The sequence below is a fragment of the Rhodococcus sp. SJ-3 genome (assembly GCF_051918125.1).
Lineage (GTDB): Bacteria > Actinomycetota > Actinomycetes > Mycobacteriales > Mycobacteriaceae > Rhodococcus.
In genome coordinates this window covers 145,050-161,544 of sequence record NZ_CM123306.1, presented here as the reverse complement: position 1 = coordinate 161,544, position 16,495 = coordinate 145,050, and the positions used below count along the sequence as shown (strand labels likewise).

Annotated in this window: 20 protein-coding genes; 13 read left to right on the top strand and 7 right to left on the bottom strand. The window is 65.1% G+C overall.

What is annotated here, in order from left to right; all coding sequences use genetic code 11:
- Positions 1–120: 120 nt before the first annotated feature.
- Positions 121–771 carry a sigma-70 family RNA polymerase sigma factor gene (locus ACTDXD_RS00760; RefSeq protein ID WP_440125323.1) on the top strand — a complete coding sequence of 217 codons (651 nt, stop codon included), beginning with the start codon at positions 121–123 and terminating at the stop codon, positions 769–771.
- Positions 768–1,046, top strand: a complete 279-nt coding sequence (gene rsrA, locus ACTDXD_RS00755; RefSeq protein WP_440125322.1) for a mycothiol system anti-sigma-R factor — start codon at positions 768–770, stop codon at positions 1,044–1,046. The genes ACTDXD_RS00760 and rsrA overlap by 4 nt, the downstream gene beginning before the upstream one ends.
- Positions 1,047–1,158: 112 nt before the next feature.
- On the opposite strand, the gene ACTDXD_RS00750 is transcribed toward rsrA, so the two are convergent.
- Complete coding sequence (locus ACTDXD_RS00750; RefSeq protein ID WP_022597109.1) at positions 1,159–1,233, bottom strand: 50S ribosomal protein bL37; 75 nt, start codon at positions 1,231–1,233, stop codon at positions 1,159–1,161.
- 104 nt (positions 1,234–1,337) lie between these two features.
- On the opposite strand from ACTDXD_RS00750, the gene ACTDXD_RS00745 reads away from it, so the two are divergent.
- Positions 1,338–1,553: a biotin/lipoyl-binding carrier protein gene (locus ACTDXD_RS00745; RefSeq protein ID WP_169685882.1), complete on the top strand. Its 216-nt coding sequence runs from the start codon at positions 1,338–1,340 to the stop codon at positions 1,551–1,553.
- A gap of 17 nt (positions 1,554–1,570) precedes the next feature.
- Complete coding sequence (locus ACTDXD_RS00740; RefSeq protein WP_440125321.1) at positions 1,571–3,043, top strand: sensor histidine kinase; 1,473 nt, start codon at positions 1,571–1,573, stop codon at positions 3,041–3,043.
- A gap of 112 nt (positions 3,044–3,155) precedes the next feature.
- Here the strand turns inward: ACTDXD_RS00740 and ACTDXD_RS00735 are convergent, their stop codons facing one another.
- On the bottom strand, positions 3,156–3,410 hold the full coding sequence (locus ACTDXD_RS00735; protein ID WP_132470936.1) for a WhiB family transcriptional regulator: 255 nt from the start codon (positions 3,408–3,410) through the stop codon (positions 3,156–3,158).
- Between the two features lie 17 nt (positions 3,411–3,427).
- Between ACTDXD_RS00735 and ACTDXD_RS00730 the strand changes: the two genes are divergently transcribed.
- A complete protein-coding gene (locus ACTDXD_RS00730; RefSeq protein ID WP_440125320.1) occupies positions 3,428–3,628 on the top strand; it encodes a hypothetical protein in 201 nt (66 codons plus the stop codon).
- A 6-nt stretch (positions 3,629–3,634) separates the two neighbouring features.
- On the opposite strand, the gene ACTDXD_RS00725 is transcribed toward ACTDXD_RS00730, so the two are convergent.
- A complete protein-coding gene (locus tag ACTDXD_RS00725; RefSeq protein ID WP_440125319.1) occupies positions 3,635–4,597 on the bottom strand; it encodes a diacylglycerol/lipid kinase family protein in 963 nt (320 codons plus the stop codon).
- A gap of 47 nt (positions 4,598–4,644) precedes the next feature.
- Between ACTDXD_RS00725 and ACTDXD_RS00720 the strand changes: the two genes are divergently transcribed.
- The gene (locus tag ACTDXD_RS00720; protein WP_440125318.1) at positions 4,645–5,118 is read left to right on the top strand and encodes a hypothetical protein; all 474 of its coding nucleotides are present in this window, start codon (positions 4,645–4,647) and stop codon (positions 5,116–5,118) included.
- On the opposite strand, the gene ACTDXD_RS00715 is transcribed toward ACTDXD_RS00720, so the two are convergent.
- A complete protein-coding gene (locus ACTDXD_RS00715) occupies positions 5,098–5,568 on the bottom strand; it encodes an N-acetyltransferase family protein (RefSeq protein WP_440125317.1) in 471 nt (156 codons plus the stop codon). The genes ACTDXD_RS00720 and ACTDXD_RS00715 overlap by 21 nt on opposite strands.
- 110 nt (positions 5,569–5,678) lie before the next feature.
- On the opposite strand from ACTDXD_RS00715, the gene ACTDXD_RS00710 reads away from it, so the two are divergent.
- Positions 5,679–6,479 (top strand): ParA family protein, encoded by an 801-nt coding sequence (locus ACTDXD_RS00710; RefSeq protein WP_440125316.1) that lies wholly within the window; start codon positions 5,679–5,681, stop codon positions 6,477–6,479.
- A 35-nt stretch (positions 6,480–6,514) separates the two neighbouring features.
- On the opposite strand, the gene ACTDXD_RS00705 is transcribed toward ACTDXD_RS00710, so the two are convergent.
- Both ACTDXD_RS00705 and ACTDXD_RS00700 read right to left on the bottom strand, forming a co-directional pair.
- Positions 6,515–7,747 carry an Rv3212 family protein gene (locus ACTDXD_RS00705; protein ID WP_440125315.1) on the bottom strand — a complete coding sequence of 411 codons (1,233 nt, stop codon included), beginning with the start codon at positions 7,745–7,747 and terminating at the stop codon, positions 6,515–6,517.
- 4 nt (positions 7,748–7,751) lie between these two features.
- Positions 7,752–9,428 carry a DEAD/DEAH box helicase gene (locus tag ACTDXD_RS00700; RefSeq protein ID WP_440125314.1) on the bottom strand — a complete coding sequence of 559 codons (1,677 nt, stop codon included), beginning with the start codon at positions 9,426–9,428 and terminating at the stop codon, positions 7,752–7,754.
- A gap of 202 nt (positions 9,429–9,630) precedes the next feature.
- Here ACTDXD_RS00700 and ACTDXD_RS00695 point away from each other — a divergent pair, with 202 nt between their 5' ends.
- Positions 9,631–10,335 carry a ferritin-like fold-containing protein gene (locus tag ACTDXD_RS00695; RefSeq protein ID WP_440125313.1) on the top strand — a complete coding sequence of 235 codons (705 nt, stop codon included), beginning with the start codon at positions 9,631–9,633 and terminating at the stop codon, positions 10,333–10,335.
- A 46-nt stretch (positions 10,336–10,381) separates the two neighbouring features.
- Positions 10,382–10,612 carry a DUF3107 domain-containing protein gene (locus tag ACTDXD_RS00690; protein ID WP_132470929.1) on the top strand — a complete coding sequence of 77 codons (231 nt, stop codon included), beginning with the start codon at positions 10,382–10,384 and terminating at the stop codon, positions 10,610–10,612.
- A gap of 88 nt (positions 10,613–10,700) precedes the next feature.
- Here the strand turns inward: ACTDXD_RS00690 and ACTDXD_RS00685 are convergent, their stop codons facing one another.
- On the bottom strand, positions 10,701–11,363 hold the full coding sequence (locus ACTDXD_RS00685) for a TetR/AcrR family transcriptional regulator (protein ID WP_440125312.1): 663 nt from the start codon (positions 11,361–11,363) through the stop codon (positions 10,701–10,703).
- A gap of 307 nt (positions 11,364–11,670) precedes the next feature.
- Between ACTDXD_RS00685 and ACTDXD_RS00680 the strand changes: the two genes are divergently transcribed.
- The 4 genes from ACTDXD_RS00680 to ACTDXD_RS00665 all read left to right on the top strand — a co-directional run bounded on the left by ACTDXD_RS00680 (position 11,671) and on the right by ACTDXD_RS00665 (position 16,476).
- Positions 11,671–12,651, top strand: coding sequence for a DUF3152 domain-containing protein (locus tag ACTDXD_RS00680; RefSeq protein WP_440127483.1), 981 nt, complete (start codon positions 11,671–11,673; stop codon positions 12,649–12,651).
- Between the two features lie 63 nt (positions 12,652–12,714).
- Positions 12,715–13,917: an adenylyltransferase/sulfurtransferase MoeZ gene (gene moeZ, locus ACTDXD_RS00675; protein ID WP_440125311.1), complete on the top strand. Its 1,203-nt coding sequence runs from the start codon at positions 12,715–12,717 to the stop codon at positions 13,915–13,917.
- Between the two features lie 141 nt (positions 13,918–14,058).
- Complete coding sequence (locus tag ACTDXD_RS00670; protein ID WP_169685901.1) at positions 14,059–14,913, top strand: TIGR02569 family protein; 855 nt, start codon at positions 14,059–14,061, stop codon at positions 14,911–14,913.
- Positions 14,914–15,045: 132 nt separating this feature from the next.
- The gene (locus ACTDXD_RS00665) at positions 15,046–16,476 is read left to right on the top strand and encodes a nitrate/nitrite transporter (RefSeq protein ID WP_440125310.1); all 1,431 of its coding nucleotides are present in this window, start codon (positions 15,046–15,048) and stop codon (positions 16,474–16,476) included.
- Positions 16,477–16,495 lie beyond the last annotated feature (19 nt).

The window sequence follows — 16,495 nt, the reverse complement described above, 5'->3', positions numbered from 1 at the left end:
TCGGTCCGGCCGAGCGAACCATATCGAAGCAAATAGATCGGAGCACCGGTGCCAGTACTGAGTCCTCCCCGCCGTCCCCCCGGCCCGGATCCCGACTGCCCGGTAGCCTTCACCGAGGGGATGAGTGAAGGGATCGGTGTGGTCGAGGAGTCTGCAGAACAACTGGCCGAGCGGTTCGAGCGGGATGCGATGCCCTTGCTCGACCAGCTTTACGGCGCCGCATTGCGGATGACCCGCAATCCTGCCGACGCCGAAGACCTGGTGCAGGAGACCTACATCAAGGCCTTCTCGGCGTTCAGATCGTTCCGGGAAGGCACCAATCTCAAAGCCTGGATGTACCGGATCCTGACGAACACGTACATCAACACGTACCGGAAGCGGCAGCGCCAGCCGGCCCAGTACCCGACGGACGAGATCACCGACTGGCAGCTCGCGGCCACCGCCGAGCACTCGTCGACCGGTCTGCGGTCCGCAGAGGTCGAAGCGCTCGATGCACTGCCCGACGACGACATCAAGGCGGCACTGCAGGAGCTTCCGGAAGACTTCCGGATGGCTGTGTACTACGCAGATGTCGAGGGCTTCCCTTACAAGGAGATCGCCGAGATCATGGGTACGCCGATCGGCACCGTGATGTCCAGGCTGCACCGGGGTCGCAAGCAACTGCGGGGGCTCCTCGCCGATGTCGCGCGTGAACGCGGGTTCGACCGCGGGCGCGGCTCCGACGAGGTGACCACCATCGGTACCGAGGGTCAGAAGGGAGTCTCGCAGTGAGCGAGCAGGCAGATTTCGAGCAACTCGACTGCTCAGCGGTCATCGCAGACGTGTACCTGCTCCTCGATTCGGAGTGCGACGAAGCGTCGAGAACGCGACTGCAACGACACCTCGACGACTGTGGTTCGTGCCTGGAGACGTACGGCATCGAGGAGAAGGTCAAGGCCCTGCTCAGCCGCAAGTGCGGGGGTGAACACGCGCCGGAGGGGCTGCGGGAGCGCCTGATGATCGAGATCCGGAGAACCGTCGTGGTGAACGTCAGAGAAACCGACTAGGCCGGGCGACACCTGCGAGGCGTCTACTGCTGCAGTACGACTCCTGGCACAATTCGACGTCGAGGGAGCCGGAAAGCACTGCTTTCCGGCCCCCTCGACGTCTGTCTACGTGTCAGGCGTTGGGACGCTTGCCGTGGTTTGCGGCGTTACCCTTACGGCTGCGCTTCTTGCGACCTCGCTTACCCATGGTGGGATCTCCTTTCTGGTTGATTACAGTGTTCCACGTGCGGTCGAGTGGCCCTGTCAGCAGGTCCGCCGTCCGGGCTCCGGAGCAGCGAATCGAGGTTTTCGATGGCAGAGGATGTGCGCGCCGAAATGGTCTCCACCGTCTTCGAGGTGGTTGTCAGTGAAGGCGATGTGGTGGCGGAGGGAGATACCTTGGTCATCCTGGAGTCGATGAAGATGGAGATTCCGGTGATCGCTGAGAACGCGGGCACCGTGACCTCGGTCGACGTCTCGGTCGGCGACGTCATCCAACAGGGTGACCTCATCGCGGTCATCTCCTGAGCACGGAAATTCGGACGGTGTCGACCCTCAGCGCGCTGCTCGCAACCCATACCGACCTGCCGGGCGCCGCTGTTGACCACCTCCAGCGGGTGGTGGGGGAATGGCAGTTGCTCGCCGACCTGTCGTTCGCCGATGTGCTGTTGTGGGTGAGTGCGGAGCCAGGAGGCATCGTGTGCGTCGCCCAGTGCCGCCCGACCACGACCTCGACGGTGCTGCCGGAGGACGCCGTGGGAATCATCGTCTCGGACGACGAGCACCCGTACGTTCGTGAAGCGTTCGAAACGGGACGGATCGTCACTGCGCAGCCCGGTTCCGGCGATGCGATCAACATGAGGCAGGCCGTTCCGGTGCGATGGGGCGACGACATAGTTGCAGTCCTCAGCCGGGACGCCGCACGCGTGTCGAGACGGTCGGCAAGCGCACTGGAGACCGCCTATCTGGAATGCGCCGATGCGCTCTACCGGATGATCAGCGAAGGTAGTTTCCCGACCGCCGAGGCACGTTCCGACACGAAGTCGAGTCCCCGCGCCGGTGACGGCTTCATCAGGCTCGATCGGGAAGGACGTGTGGTCTACGCGAGTCCGAACGCCCTGTCGGCGTATCACCGCATGGGCTTCAACGCGGATCTACGCGGGCAGGATCTGATCGAGACGACTCGGGCACTGGTCAGCGACCCCTTCGAGAGCCGTGATGTCTCCGACTATCTGAGGAGTGCGGTGGAGGGCCGCAACGGGCAGCGCATGGAGGTCGAGGCCCGCGGCGCAACGGTCCTGATCCGTGCCCTCGTTCTGACTCCTGGGGGCCGGATCGAGGGCGCGGCGGTCGTCATCCGCGACGTCACCGAGGTCAAGCGGCGCGACCGTGCGTTGATGAGCAAGGACGCGACGATCCGTGAAATCCACCACCGGGTCAAGAACAATTTGCAGACCGTCGCGGCGCTTCTGCGACTGCAGGCGCGCCGCACGAGCAACGGGGAAGCACAGCAGGCACTCGGCGAGGCGGTCCGCCGTGTGACGTCGATTGCGTTGGTGCACGAAGCACTGTCGATGTCGGTCGACGAGGAAGTCGATCTCGACGACGTCTTCGATCGGTTGATTCCGATCGTCGTCGATGTGTCGGCAGTCGGCAGCCAGGTACGAGTGCATCGGGAGGGGGATCTGGGCGTGTTTCCCGCAGACCGGGCGACCCCGCTCGTGATGGTCCTCACCGAACTCGTGCAGAACGCCGTCGAGCACGCGTTCGATCCGGGTACACACGGCACGGTGACCGTGAAGGCACACCGTTCTGCTCGTGTGCTCGATGTGGTGGTGCACGACGAGGGCAAAGGGCTGCCCGACGGTTTCCGCCTCGAGGATTCCGATCGTCTCGGCCTGCAGATCGTCCGGACTCTCGTCGCAGCCGAGCTGGGAGGGTCGATCGAATTGGAGACGAGCAGTTCAGGAGGAACGGAAGCCCGGCTGAGCCTGCCGCTGGGGAAGCGGCCGACGTGACGACCACTTGTGGAAGCCGACGATAGAACGTGGCTCAGAGCGCACGAAGGCCCGGCACCCGAAGTGGTGCCGGGCCGTGCGTCGGACTTCGATGCCTCACGCAGGAGTTACATCAGACAGCGGTGCGTGCCCGGGTCCGGGCGTTGCGACGCTTGAGCGCGCGGCGCTCGTCCTCGCTCATGCCGCCCCACACGCCAGCGTCCTGGCCGGACTCGAGTGCCCACGAGAGACACTCGGTGGTGACCGGGCAGCGGTTGCACACGAGCTTGGCATCAGCGATCTGCGCGAGCGCCGGGCCGCTGTTTCCCACTGGGAAGAACAGTTCCGGATCCTCGTCGCGGCAGATGGCCTTGTGGCGCCAGTCCATGCTTCTACTCTCCTTCGATGGTGCTGCGCGCACCGGATGATGGTCTTGTCGAGTTCATGCTGGAGTCGCGAAGTATTTCCGCGGAGTTACTTGTGAATGCTTTCACGAACGAGCGTGAAGTCAATAGAATCGACCACGACCGTGGGGAAGCTCACGCCGACATTGATGCCGCGTTGTTCTCGAAGTACATTTTTACACCCTGGCCAGCGGCGATGTAAGACGAATCACAGAATAACCGGCTTGGTTTCGGACGCGGGAGCCACTACGTCCAGTAAGTCCGGAACCGAAACGAATTCGACGTCAGTTCGCATTCCCAAGTAATCGCCGTCGACCTGAAGTCCGATCGGGCGCGTGGATACTGCCCGTACCCGCGGAGTGTCGTCGACACGAATCAGATGTGGGGATTCCGGTTCGCCGTGTGGGGCCAGCAATTGACGCACCACTCTCAGGCTCGCGGCTACCCGTGTGGTGGTCATAGCGAATACACCCAGTCCGGTATCGAAAGACGTGCCGGGATTGGTGTGCACCGGTCGCTTGTCGAGGAAGGTCCACGGACTCGAGTTCGACACGAAGACGTAGTACACGCAGTCGACGCGATCACGGCCGGGAATCTCGAGGGCCAGCGCGGGCGCCACCTTCTTCGATTCGAAGAACTGTTTGACGGAGTGCCTCACGTACCGCGCGGAGGTGACCTTCTTTCCGGAGGCCCGCGACAGGTCGATGGCCTCACACACCTGAGCGTCGAGTCCCAGGCCCGCGTTGAAGACGAACCAGCGGTCCTCACAGAATCCGAGCCCGATCCGGCGGCGGGACCGCTCGGCGAGCAGCGTCAGCAGTTGCTCGGTGGCCTCCATCGGATCGGCGGCGATCCCCAACGAGCGCGCGAACACATTCGCCGAACCGCCGGGAACCACAGCGAGCAGAGGCATCGACGGATCTGCGGCCCGAGGGGACGGGTCGCCGAGCATTCCGTTGACGATCTCGTTGACCGTGCCGTCGCCCCCGTGAGCGATGACCACGTCCATACCGTCGGCGTGCGCCGATCGGGCAAGCTCCGCAGCATGTCCGCGGTGTGTCGTATGTGCCACGGTCAGCGCGACCCGGCTTGACAGAGCGTGAGCGAGTCGGTCGCGACCGGCCGGTGTGGTCGTCGTCGCGTTGGGGTTCACGATCAGCAGTGCACGCACGGAAGATCAGCCTAAGTGGTCCTGGTCGGGTCCACTACGCTGGCCGGGTGACCACCGAATCTTCCCGCAGCGCCATTCCGTCGACGGTCCGTATCGCCGGCATACTCGTCGTTCTCGAGGGTGCCGTGGCGATGGGGTTCGCGGTGTACTCGATCTTTCGCGCCGCATCGGGTGAACACGACCAGTCGGTGACGAACGGCTACGGGTTCGCGATGTGGCTGGGTCTGTTGTTCGGTGGTGTCCTGGCCGCGGGCATCGCATTGTTGCGGGGTGCGCGGTGGGGTCGTGCTGTAGCGGTGGTTGCGCAGATCCTTCTGTTGCCCGTGGTGTGGTCGCTGCTCACCGACTCGCATCAGCCCCTGCTCGGAACGTTGATGGCAGTGATCGTGATTCCGGCCTTGGTGTTGCTGTTCGCACCGGCGACGACGGGGTGGCTCGCGCAGGACTATGCACCGGACGCACCGCCGGAATCGGACACCGAGACAGGTACCGGAAGCGGTTCAGGTTCCGAGCGCACGTAATGCTTCTCCGCTGAGCCGGAAGGTCGTCCACTCGTCCTGAGACTCCGCGCCCAGAGACCGGTAGAAACCGATGGACGGCTCGTTCCAGTCCAGCACAGACCAACTCAGACGTGTGTACTCGCGTTCGACGCACTCGCGGGCGAGGGCCGCGAGCAGGCCGCGCCCGTATCCCGCGCCTCGGTGCTCCGGGAGGACGAACAAGTCCTCGAGGTAGATGCCGTGTACGCCGTCCCACGTCGAGAAGTTCCGGAACCACAGCGCGACGCCCACCACCGAGCCGCCTGGTTCTTCCGCGACGTGAGCGAACACCGAGGGGTCAGGCCCGAACAGAGCGGTGTGGACCTGCTCCGGAACCACCGTGCACAGTTCCCGCGCATGTTCGTACTCGGCGAGGGCGTAGATCAGGTCGGTGACGGCGGTGATGTCATCGGGACGGGCTCGGCGGATCACAGGCGAGGTGCCTCCTGGTGTCGTGGCGAACGGTGCACCGGTGATTCGCCCGGGCAACTGTGGAAACGTCAAGTCTCGCGCGCGGTGCCGCAATGAGCGAGGATCGACGCGTGGCAACAGTACTTGCGGTGGCAAATCAGAAGGGTGGCGTCGCCAAGACGACCACTGTCGCGTCACTGGGCGCTGCCCTGGTGGATCTCGGGCAGCGCGTCCTCGTGGTGGATCTCGACCCGCAGGGATGTCTGACATTTTCCCTGGGACACAACCCGGATCGGCTCGAGCGATCTGTGCACGACGTGCTCATGGGCGACGCCGAGATGGGGGAAGTGCTCCTGGAGACGGGGGAGGGGCTGACGCTGCTGCCCGCGACGATCGACCTCGCGGGGGCGGAAGCGCTGCTGTTGATGCGTCCCGGACGTGAGTACGTCCTCAGGCGCGCTCTCGCCGCGACCGAGGACGATTACGACGTCATCATCGTCGATTGCCCGCCGTCCCTCGGCATCCTCACCCTCAACGGCCTGACCGCCGCCCGCTCGGTCCTGGTACCGCTGCAGTGCGAGACCCTTGCGCACCGGGGTGTCGGGCAGTTACTGCGCACGGTCGATGAGGTGAAGCAGATCACAAACCCGGATCTGGAGATGCTCGGAGCCCTACCGACCTTGTACGACGCGCGGACCACGCACAGTCGTGACGTGCTCGCCGACGTGTCCGATCGGTACGGCCTGCCCGTCCTCGCACCCCCGATTCCGCGGACAGTGCGGTTCGCCGAAGCGTCGGCGTCGGGCGCGACAGTGCTGTCCGGGCGCAAGAACAAGGGCGCGCAGGCATACCGGGAACTCGCGGAGAACCTGCTGGAGTGCTGGGCGAGCGGTGCGAAGCCGGCCACGCTCGCCGTCCAAGCCGAGGCGTAGGCCGGGAACCGATCAGCAACGGCTGATCGGCTACTTCAACGTCGACCGCTTTCTGTCAGCGCGACCACGTCGTCTCCCCGTTGTTCGAGAACCGTCTCGCCCGCGACGGACAACGAGACTGTGGCGTCCGCGTCGCGGTCGACCTCGATGGTCCGGGCGATCTCGCCGCTGACCGGATCGACCACCGCAATCGCGTCGTCGACCGGCAGCAGCACCGATCCGGCCATCTCGGAGCCGTGCCCGAGGGTGCCCTGGACGGTCCAGAGGGGCGTGAAATCCTCGGTGTCGAGCGCGATCGTGTCGGTACCCGTCCACCACAGGAGCAGATCGTCGAACTTCTCCGCCGGACCGGTGTCCACTCCGGATTTCGTCACCTGCGGCAACTCGTATCGGTCGACCGCCGAACCTGAGCCGTCGAACACTTCGAGACGTGCACCGCCATCGGGGCCGGCAGGAAGATAGACCGCGGTGTGGTCGTCGACCACGGCGACTATCTGCGCATCGCCGTCCGGCGCCGCGGCAGGCAGGATCGAGGATGCGAACTCCTCGGGCTTCTGGCTGTCCTCTGGTGTGGTGTCGAGCAGCGTCAGCCGCGCGGCCGGTTCCTTGGAACACTGCTCGAGAACGGCGAGGTGACCGCTGTCGGCGTCCGCAGAAAGGAGCGCGCAGCCGCTGCGGGGCTGTGCGCCTGGGTTCACCGGAGCATCGACCCGGCCGTACTCGACCGTGCGCACGAGATCCGACCGCCACATTTCCAGGCGGGTGTCGCCGAGTGCGATCAAGTGTGTCCCGGTGTCGACGAGACGCACCTCGTTATCGGTATCACTCGAACGTTGTGCGCCACGGGCACCGGTGTCTGCGTCGAGCGCTGTCACTTGGCCGCATCCACGTGGATCGTTGTAGACCGACACGATGTGACCCCAGGCTCCGATCGCGGCACACAGGGGGCGGTCGCGTCGGTAGCTCCATCGTTCGTCGCCCGTCTGCAGGTCACGTCCGACAACGGTGTCGCCGTCGGCCGTGGCAGCGGTATCGGCGATCACGACGGCATGTGCCGTCGCAGCACTTCGAGCGCGCCACGACTCCGCGAGGGTGTCGGGCACGGACTTCGCGACAGGAGGGGCGCTGGTCGCCCCCTCCCAGGTGATCGACGTGGTGCCGCGTGCGTCCGACCGCAGCCACACGACACTCACCGCCGCCAGGACGGCGGCAACGAGTATCGCTGCAATGATCAGGTCGGCCCGTGTGCGACGTTCGGGCGCGAGCACGTGGCTAGCGGGCCGAGTTGCTCGACACTGCGTTCTTCACGTCGTCGGCGTTCGACGGCGTGTTCGAGGAGGCTTCGCCGTCGGCCGGCTTGCGGCGGCGCCTGCGGCGTCTGCGGCCGGCCGATGCGGAGCCATCCGTAGTGGTCTCACCTGTGCTGGGTTCGACACCGGCAGGAATCGCCGCCGGAGCCTCGGCTGCAGCGGTATCCGCCTGCTCGGTGCTCGCGGTGGTGGCAACCTTGCCGCGCACCGTGCGACGACGGGTCCGCGTGCGCTTGGGCCGCGTCGGGCCCTCGCTACGAGCAGGACGGTCGCCCGAGCCGCCCTCGGGCTCGGTGCGGATGGTCGCGGGCTTACGAATCCGGCCCGTCGATCCCTCGGGGATACCCAGCTCCTCGAACAGGTGCGGAGAGCTCGAGTACGTCTCGACGGGCTCCGGTATACCGAGGCCGAGAGCCTTGTCGATGAGCTGCCAGCGCGGGACATCGTCCCAGTCGACCAGTGTGACGGCGATGCCCGTACGACCTGCACGACCCGTGCGGCCGATCCGGTGTACGTACGTCTTCTCGTCTTCGGGGCACTGGTAGTTGATGACGTGGGTCACGTCGTCGATATCGATGCCACGTGCGGCGACGTCGGTGGCGACGAGAACGTCGATCTTGCCGTCCCGGAACCGTCCGAGTGATTTCTCGCGGGCGATCTGACCCAGGTCGCCGTGGACCGCGCCCACCGCGAAACCGCGTTCGGCGAGGTCGTCTGCGACCTTCTGCGCTGTCCGTTTGGTGCGGGTGAAGATCATCGTCGCGCCGCGGCCCTCGGCCTGGAGGACGCGAGCGACGAGCTCGGCCTTGTCGAGAGCGTGGGCCCGGTAGATGAGCTGGCTTGTGCGCTCGTGCACCGCAGAGGACTGGGGTTCCTCGGCACGGATGTGCGTCGGCCGGGTGAGAAAGGTGCGGGCGAGAGTGATGATCGGCCCGGGCATCGTTGCCGAGAACAACATCGTCTGCCGCTTGTCGGGAACCATCCCGAGGATCCGTTCGATGTCGGGGAGGAACCCGAGGTCGAGCATCTCGTCGGCCTCGTCCATCACGAGCACACCGATCTTGCCGAGAATCAGGTGTGACTGGTTGGCGAGGTCGAGTAGGCGACCAGGGGTGCCCACGATGACGTCGACACCCTTCTTCAACTGGTCGATCTGCTGCTCGTAGGGGCGGCCACCGTAGATGGCGAGGACCTCTAGGCCCTTCTTGCCGCTGCCGGGCAGGTACTTCGATGCATTCTCGAGATCTTGTGTGACCTGAATGCACAACTCGCGGGTCGGGACGATGACCAGCGCGCGCGGTGTGCCGTCGAGCGGAGCGGTACCGGAGGCGGTGGTGGTGACGCGATGCAGCAGGGGCACGCCGAATCCGAACGTCTTGCCCATACCGGTGCGGGCCTGGCCGATGAGGTCGTCGCCGGCGAGTGCGAGCGGCAGTGTCAGTTCCTGGATGGCGAAGGTACGTTCGATGCCCGTCTCGGACAGCGCACGGACGATTTCGTCGCGAACGCCGAGTTCGGCGAATGTGGGGGCAATGTGAGTGTCGTCGAGTTGTGCGGAGACGGTGTTCTCGCTTGCGTCGTCTTCGTGGTCGATGGTGATCTTGCTCAGGGGTCTGGCCTTCCTGGTCTCGGCACGCACGCACGAGGTGGACAAGGCGACCGGCCTGCGAATTCACGCGGGCTTGTAGACGGGCCCGCGAGCGCGGCAGCGATCCTCAAACGGGTGCGCGCACATTATCGTCGAAGACCGCGGGTCACGGTGAGCGACTCGATGCGCGGTCTTCTGAGCTCATTGTACCGCGAGGGGCGCGTTCGCCGAGGTAGTACTACCCTTTGTCGTCATGGGAGCCGAAACATCGCCGTCCGCAGCAGAACCCCGCCTGTCTCCGCCTGCGACTCCTCTACCGGCAGATCATCCGGGTGTCTCGGAACTGTTCTCGGTGCTCGCAGCCGGTGAGATCGCAGCGTTCTACCGGCTCGCCGACGAAGCGGCATTTGCGCCGTCGCTCCAGGGGAAGGTCGCATTCGCGCAGATGGCGACCTCGGAGATGGGCCATTTCGAGATCTTGCGCACAGCGCTCGAGGAGCGAGGTGTGGACATCTACGAGGCGATGAAGCCCTACCACCAAGTACTCGACGCCTATCACGAGTCGACAACACCCTCGACGTGGCTCGAGTCGTTGGTCAAGGCGTATGTCGGCGACAGGATCGCGGCCGACTTCTATTGTGAGATCGCCGACATGCTCGATCCGCAGGTGGCCACCGTGGTGCGCGGAGCGCTCGCCGAGACGGGACACTCGGAGTTCGTAGTGCAGGAGGTCAGGTCGGTCGTCGAACGCAGCAGCACGCAGAAGGACCGGCTCATGTTGTGGGGCAGGCGTCTGCTGGGTGAGGCGATCACGCAGGCTCAATACGTGCTCGCGCAGCGCGAAGAACTGGCCGAACTCGTCATTCTCGCGTCGGGAGACCTATCCAACATCGCGGCACTCATCGATCGTATGCAGGTCGAGCACGCCAAGCGGATGGCAGTACTGGGATTGCATTAGCCTGGCGAGGACAAGCAGTTCAGCCTGAGAATCTCGGAGGTCTTTCGTGGAGGTCAAGATCGGTGTCGCGGACAGCCCGCGCGAAATCGTCATCGTCAGCGAACAGACACCCGATGAGGTGGAAGCGCTCGTGACCGATGCTCTGAACGGCGGAAACAAGGGCGTACTCGCGCTGGTCGACGAGAAGGGCCGCAAGGTCCTCGTGCAGGCTACGAAGGTCACGTACGTCGACATCGGTCCCGGTACCGCCGGCAAGGTCGGCTTCGCCGCGAACTGACGTCGATCGCGCCGAAGGGGCCGGAACGCACTCGGGTGCGTCCCGGCCCCTTCCGCGTATCCAGGTGTGGTAGCCCTAGGTGCGGGAGTCAGCGCTTCTGCAGCTCGGGCTGCAAGGGGACGTGCTTGAGGCCGCCCCAGGCGAGTGCGACGGTGGTGTCGACTGCGTCGTCCTTGGAAATGGGCCGTGCTGCATCGAGCCAGTAACGTGCCGTGAACTGGCTCGTACCGACGAGGCCCACCGCGAGGATGCGTGCACGATACGGATCGAGACCCGAATCGTGAGCGACGAGATCGAACACGGCGTCGACGCATGCCTCGGTGGCCTGCTCCACGCGGTGCGCCACCTGGGGCTCACCCATCAGATCGGACTCGAAAACCAACCGGAAACCTTGACTGTCGTTGTCGACGAAATCGAAGAACGCCTGTACCGCGGCACGGACGCGCTGTTTGTTGTCGGTGGTCGAACGCAGGGCCTGTCGGACCCCGTTGATCAGGATGTCGACGTAATTCTGGAGAACAGCACAGTACAGCTCCAGTTTGCCGGGGAAATGCTGGTACAGGACCGGCTTGCTGACCCCGGCGCAGTCGGCGATCTCGTCCATGCCCGCGGCGTGGTAACCCCGCGTGACGAACACTTCGCTGGCCGCGTCGAGCAACTGAGCGCGTCGCTCGTCCCTCGGCATGCGAGAGCCCCGTTTCGTGCCGTTGGTGTTGCCTCGTCCCGAGGCTCGTGCGGCGACTTCGGTCATGCTTGCTCCCAATCTGCACAAGCGACGATCGTGAGCATTGCCACGTCGACGCGAATCATCTCTGCAGGTTACAGGTCGGTGTCGATGCAGGCGGACGGCCCTACCGTCGAGTATCCGCCTTTTCGAATCGTGCTGTAGGTCGTTGCGTGAGAAGTCAGGACCCGTCACGGACAGCCCGTCCGATCGACCGCGGTGTGACATTCTGGCAACCGTGATCGACCGAGGAGGAGCACGTACGACCCGCACACCGCACGGCTCGGCCCTGCCACAGCAGGACTCGCAGCAATCACAGGACTCCCGCCCTCACCTGCGCCGGTCACCCGCCGGGTCAGGTCCGCATTCAGGATCCAGGCAACCACTCCGGGCTCAGTGGGATCCGGTCGAAGGCGACCGTCGTCCGCCGCGCAGGCCTCGACCGACGCGAGATGTGCGCAAGCAGAGCCGGCTCGGGCGCTTCGTGGCGCGCTACGGGTGGCGCGCCTACGCAGTGCCGGTGCTCACTGCGGTGACCGTGTTCGTGGTGTGGGATGCCGTGCAGGGCGGCGCAATGGGTGCGGGCGCGGAAGGCGAGGACAGTACAGGGGTCGTGGCCGACGCCACCGTCGCCGAGTCGCCCATCGCCGACGGAAGCTTCCCGGCCGGCCTGGAATCCGGCGCGCTGCCCGAAGGAGGCGCCTTCACCGAGCGCGGTGCGGGCACCTGGCGGATGGTTCCTGGAGACACCGAGCAGGCCGGATTCGGCGAGCGGCAGGTTTTCACCTACACGGTCGAGATCGAGGACGGTATCGATACCACGGCGTACGGCGGAGACGCTGCGTTCGCCAAGATGGTCGACGAGACGCTTGCCGATCCGAGGAGCTGGACCGCCGACCGCGCGTTCGCATTCAGGCGGGTCGACAGCGAGACGCCGGATTTCCGGATCTCGCTCACCTCTCAGATCACCACCCGGCAGTTCTGCGGATTCGACATCGAACTCGAAGGCTCGTGCTTCAATCCCGGTGCCGAACGCGTTTTCGTCAACGAGCCACGCTGGATTCGTGGAGCAGTGGCGTTCGACGGCGACATCGGTTCCTACCGCCAGTACCTGATCAACCATGAGGTGGGACACGCGGTGGGTTACGCCGCACACGAAGGGTGCACCACTGACGGTGGGCTCGCGCCGATCATGATGCAGCAGACGTACGGCACCGCGAACGACGATATCTCCCGACTGGACCCCGAAGGGATCGTTCCCGCCGATGCGAAAGTCTGCCGATTCAACCCGTGGCCGTTTCCCCGCGGAGCATGACCACTTCGGAGCGAGGTCGTCGACGGTGGGACAATCGGCGGCGTACCCGCAGAGGAGGAGATCGTGACCACACTGCCGTCGGTGGAACCGAACCTTGCCCTACCGCCGTTGGTGGAACCCGCAGGTGAGCTGACCCGTGAGGAGATCGCGAGATACAGCAGGCACCTGATCATTCCCGATGTCGGAGTCGCGGGACAGAAACGGCTCAAGAACGCCGAGGTGCTGTTCATCGGTGCCGGAGGTCTCGGTTCGCCCGCGCTGCTCTACCTCGCGGCAGCCGGTGTCGGCACCATCGGCATCGTCGAGGACGACCACGTCGAGACTTCGAACCTGCAGCGGCAGATCATCCACGGGCAGGCGGACGTTGCGCGTTCCAAGGGTGAGAGCGCGCGCGACAGCATCCGTGCCATCAACGACAACATCACGGTGCGCTTGCATCCGGAGAGGCTCGATTCGACCAACGCCGTGGCGCTGTTCGAGCAGTACGACCTGATCCTGGACGGCACCGACAACTTCGCGACCCGCTACCTCGTCAACGACGCCGCGATCATCGCCGGGAAGCCGTATGTGTGGGGGTCGATCTTCCGGTTCGAAGGGCAGATCTCGGTGTTCTGGGAGGATGCTCCCGGTGGACGCGGGCTGAACTACCGGGATCTCTACCCCGAGGCTCCACCTCCGGGCATGGTGCCGTCGTGCGCAGAAGGTGGTGTGCTCGGTGTCCTTCCTGGGACCGTCGGCACGATCATGGCCACCGAGGCGCTCAAGCTGATCACGGGCATCGGCGACCCCCTGCTGGGCCGTTTGATGATCTACGACGCCCTCGCCATGAACTTCCGAACCGTCACGCTACGACGTGACCCGGGGCGGGCACCGGTGACCGAACTCGTCGACTACGAGGAGTTCTGCGGGCTCGTGCCGGAGCCCACGGTCACGGCGGGGGTGGATGCGACGATCACCGCGACCGAGTTGCGGATGATGATGGATTCGGGGCGAGACGTCGCGCTGATCGACGTCCGCGAACCCGTCGAGTGGGACATCGTGCGCATCGAGGGGGCGCGACTCGTTCCGAAGGACCGGATCCTGTCCGGCGACGCGCTCGCCGAGCTACCTCAGAACACACCGCTCGTCCTGTACTGCAAAACAGGCATCCGCTCGGCGGAGGCGCTCGCCGTGCTCAAACGGGCCGGATTCGCCGACGCAAGTCACTTGCGGGGCGGTGTCGTGGCCTGGGCCCAGCAGGTGGACACGTCTCTTCCGCTGTACTGATGCCTGTGGGCGCCGATTCGTAACCGGCTCCCGGCTCTTGCGCGCAGGCGCAAGATCGCACGGCGGATCGGTGTCAACTTGTGACCTCAGTGCCGGGGCGCCTTCCCTGTGGTGCCGCATGCCGACGGTACGGTTGGCCACGTGAGTTCGCTCGAACCCCCGCAACACGTGTGCTCCACGTTCGGTCTCCGCGACGTCCAGCCGGTCCCGCTCGGGGCCGACTGGGACGGAGGATACCGGTGTGGAGATGTGGTCCTGTCCAGGGTCGCCGACCATGCACGTGCAGCGTGGTCGGCGAAAGTCCGGGAAACCCTCACCGTGGACGGAGTGCGGCTGGCCCGTCCGGTCCGCGCGACCGACGGACGCTACGTGGTTTCCGGCTGGCGTGCCGACACTTACATCGTCGGCACGTCCGAACCTCGACACGACGAAGTGGTGTCACTGTCTCTACGGCTGCACGCAGCCACGTCCCAGCTCGAGCGTCCTCGATTCCTGATGCAACCTCCGGTCGCACCGTGGGCGGACGTCGACGTCTTCGTCGCGGCGGACCGAGCCGCCTGGGAGACGGTGCCGCTGCGTTCGGCACGTGCCGCCGGTGCGCCGGAAACGGTCACTCCTGACGGACGTAAGAGTCTTGACCTGATCGCCCAGCTCGCCACGTTTCGCAAGCCCGTCCATCTTCCGGATCAGCTCGTCCACGGCGACCTGTTCGGCACGGTGTTGTTCGCGGGACGGGCTGCTCCAGGGCTGACCGATATCACTCCCTACTGGCGACCGGCGTCGTGGGCCGCGGCGGTGGCCGTCGTCGACGCATTGTCGTGGGGCGGGGCCGACGACGCATTGATCGGCCGGTGGGAGGATTTGCCGGAATGGCCGCAGATGCTCCTGCGCGCGGCGATGTTCCGTCTTGCGGTACACGCTTTGCACCCGCGGTCCACCGAGGAAGCGTTCCCCGGTCTCGCACACACCACCGACCTCGTGCGCCTGCTCCTCTGACGCCGCGACGCCCTCACAGCGGGTGTCGGCGCCCGGTGAGGAACTCTTGACTTTCCAGTCACCGCGGGCAGCACCGCGGCAACACCTGCTCCATACCTTGGGTTCATCAGAAACCTGAGAGGGGTCGCCGGCGTGATCGTTGCACTCGAAAAAGAGCCGTTGCGAAGCAAATTCGCGCGCAAACACTACATCGACAAGTGGGACGCCGAGGACGTCGACGCATGGGAGGCCGGCGGCAAGGACATCGCCAAGCGCAACCTGATCTGGTCGGTGATCGCCGAACACGTCGGTTTCTCGGTGTGGTCGATCTGGTCGGTGATGGTGCTGTTCATGCCCACCGAGATCTACGGCATCGATGCCGCAGGCAAATTCTTCCTTGTCGCAGTGCCCACCCTCGTCGGATCTGTCCTGCGCATTCCGTACACGGTGGCCACCGCCAAGTTCGGAGGACGCAACTGGACGATCTTCAGTGCACTGGTGTTGCTCGTCCCGACCGTGGCCACGCTGTATCTGATGTTGAACCCCGGCCACTCCTACACCACGTTCATGCTGGTTGCGGCGTTGGCGGGCGTCGGCGGCGGAAACTTCGCGTCGTCGATGACGAACATCAACGCGTTCTATCCGCAGCGGCTCAAAGGATGGGCACTGGGTCTGAACGCCGGCGGCGGCAATATCGGCGTCCCCGTGATCCAGCTGATCGGCCTGCTGGTCATTGCGACAGTCGGAAATACCGCACCGTGGATCGTCTGCGCGATCTACCTCGTTCTCTGCTCGGGTGCAGCGCTCGGCGCAGCGTTGTTCATGGACAATCTCGGCGACCAGCACGCAGATCTCCGTGCGATGGGCGAGTGCTTGAAATTCAGTGACTCGTGGGTCATCGCCTTCCTCTACATCGGCACATTCGGCTCGTTCATCGGATTCAGCTTCGCGTTCGGGCAGGTACTGCAGATCAACTTCCTCGCCGGTGGCGACACCCCGGCACAGGCAGCACTTCACGCCGCTCAGATCGCCTTCATCGGCCCGCTCCTCGGCTCGGTGGCTCGCCCGCTCGGCGGCAAACTCGCAGATCGGATCGGTGGGGGACGCATCACAGTCTGGACGTTCGTTGCCATGGCACTTGCCGCAGGCGTTCTCATCGTCGCGGGCACTCTCGACGACGCCACCGACGGCGCCGCATCCGGCGGGATCATGGTCGCATTCGTCCTCGGCTTCGTTGCACTGTTTCTCCTGTCCGGACTCGGCAACGGCTCGGTCTACAAGATGATCCCGTCGATCTTCGAGGCGAAGGCGCAGGGGCTCGAGCACCTGGATCGGGCCGGCAAAGCGGCGTGGTCGCGCAGCATGGCGGGTGCGCTCATCGGATTCGCCGGTGCCATCGGTGGTCTCGGCGGAGTCGGCATCAACCTGGTCCTTCGTGCCTCGTATTCGGGTGATGCCCAGTCCGCGACCATGGCTTTCTGGGTGTTCGGAGCCTTCTATCTTCTCTGCATCGTCGTGACCTGGAGCGTCTTTCTGCGCGTGCCGCGGCAGGGCGCAGCGCGCGAGCCGGCCGCGACCCCCTGACCGGCACCACCAGTACCAG

What these genes read in the sequence shown, in the direction of transcription:
- ACTDXD_RS00760 (WP_440125323.1), top strand. Translation starts at nt 121, where the DNA reads ATGAGTGAAGGGATCGGTGTGGTCGAGGAGTCTGCAGAACAACTGGCC.
- ACTDXD_RS00745 (WP_169685882.1), top strand. Translation starts at nt 1,338, where the DNA reads ATGGCAGAGGATGTGCGCGCCGAAATGGTCTCCACCGTCTTCGAGGTG.
- ACTDXD_RS00735 (WP_132470936.1), bottom strand. Translation starts at nt 3,410, where the DNA reads ATGGACTGGCGCCACAAGGCCATCTGCCGCGACGAGGATCCGGAACTG.
- ACTDXD_RS00730 (WP_440125320.1), top strand. Translation starts at nt 3,428, where the DNA reads ATGGTGCTGCGCGCACCGGATGATGGTCTTGTCGAGTTCATGCTGGAG.
- ACTDXD_RS00695 (WP_440125313.1), top strand. Translation starts at nt 9,631, where the DNA reads ATGGGAGCCGAAACATCGCCGTCCGCAGCAGAACCCCGCCTGTCTCCG.
- ACTDXD_RS00685 (WP_440125312.1), bottom strand. Translation starts at nt 11,363, where the DNA reads ATGACCGAAGTCGCCGCACGAGCCTCGGGACGAGGCAACACCAACGGC.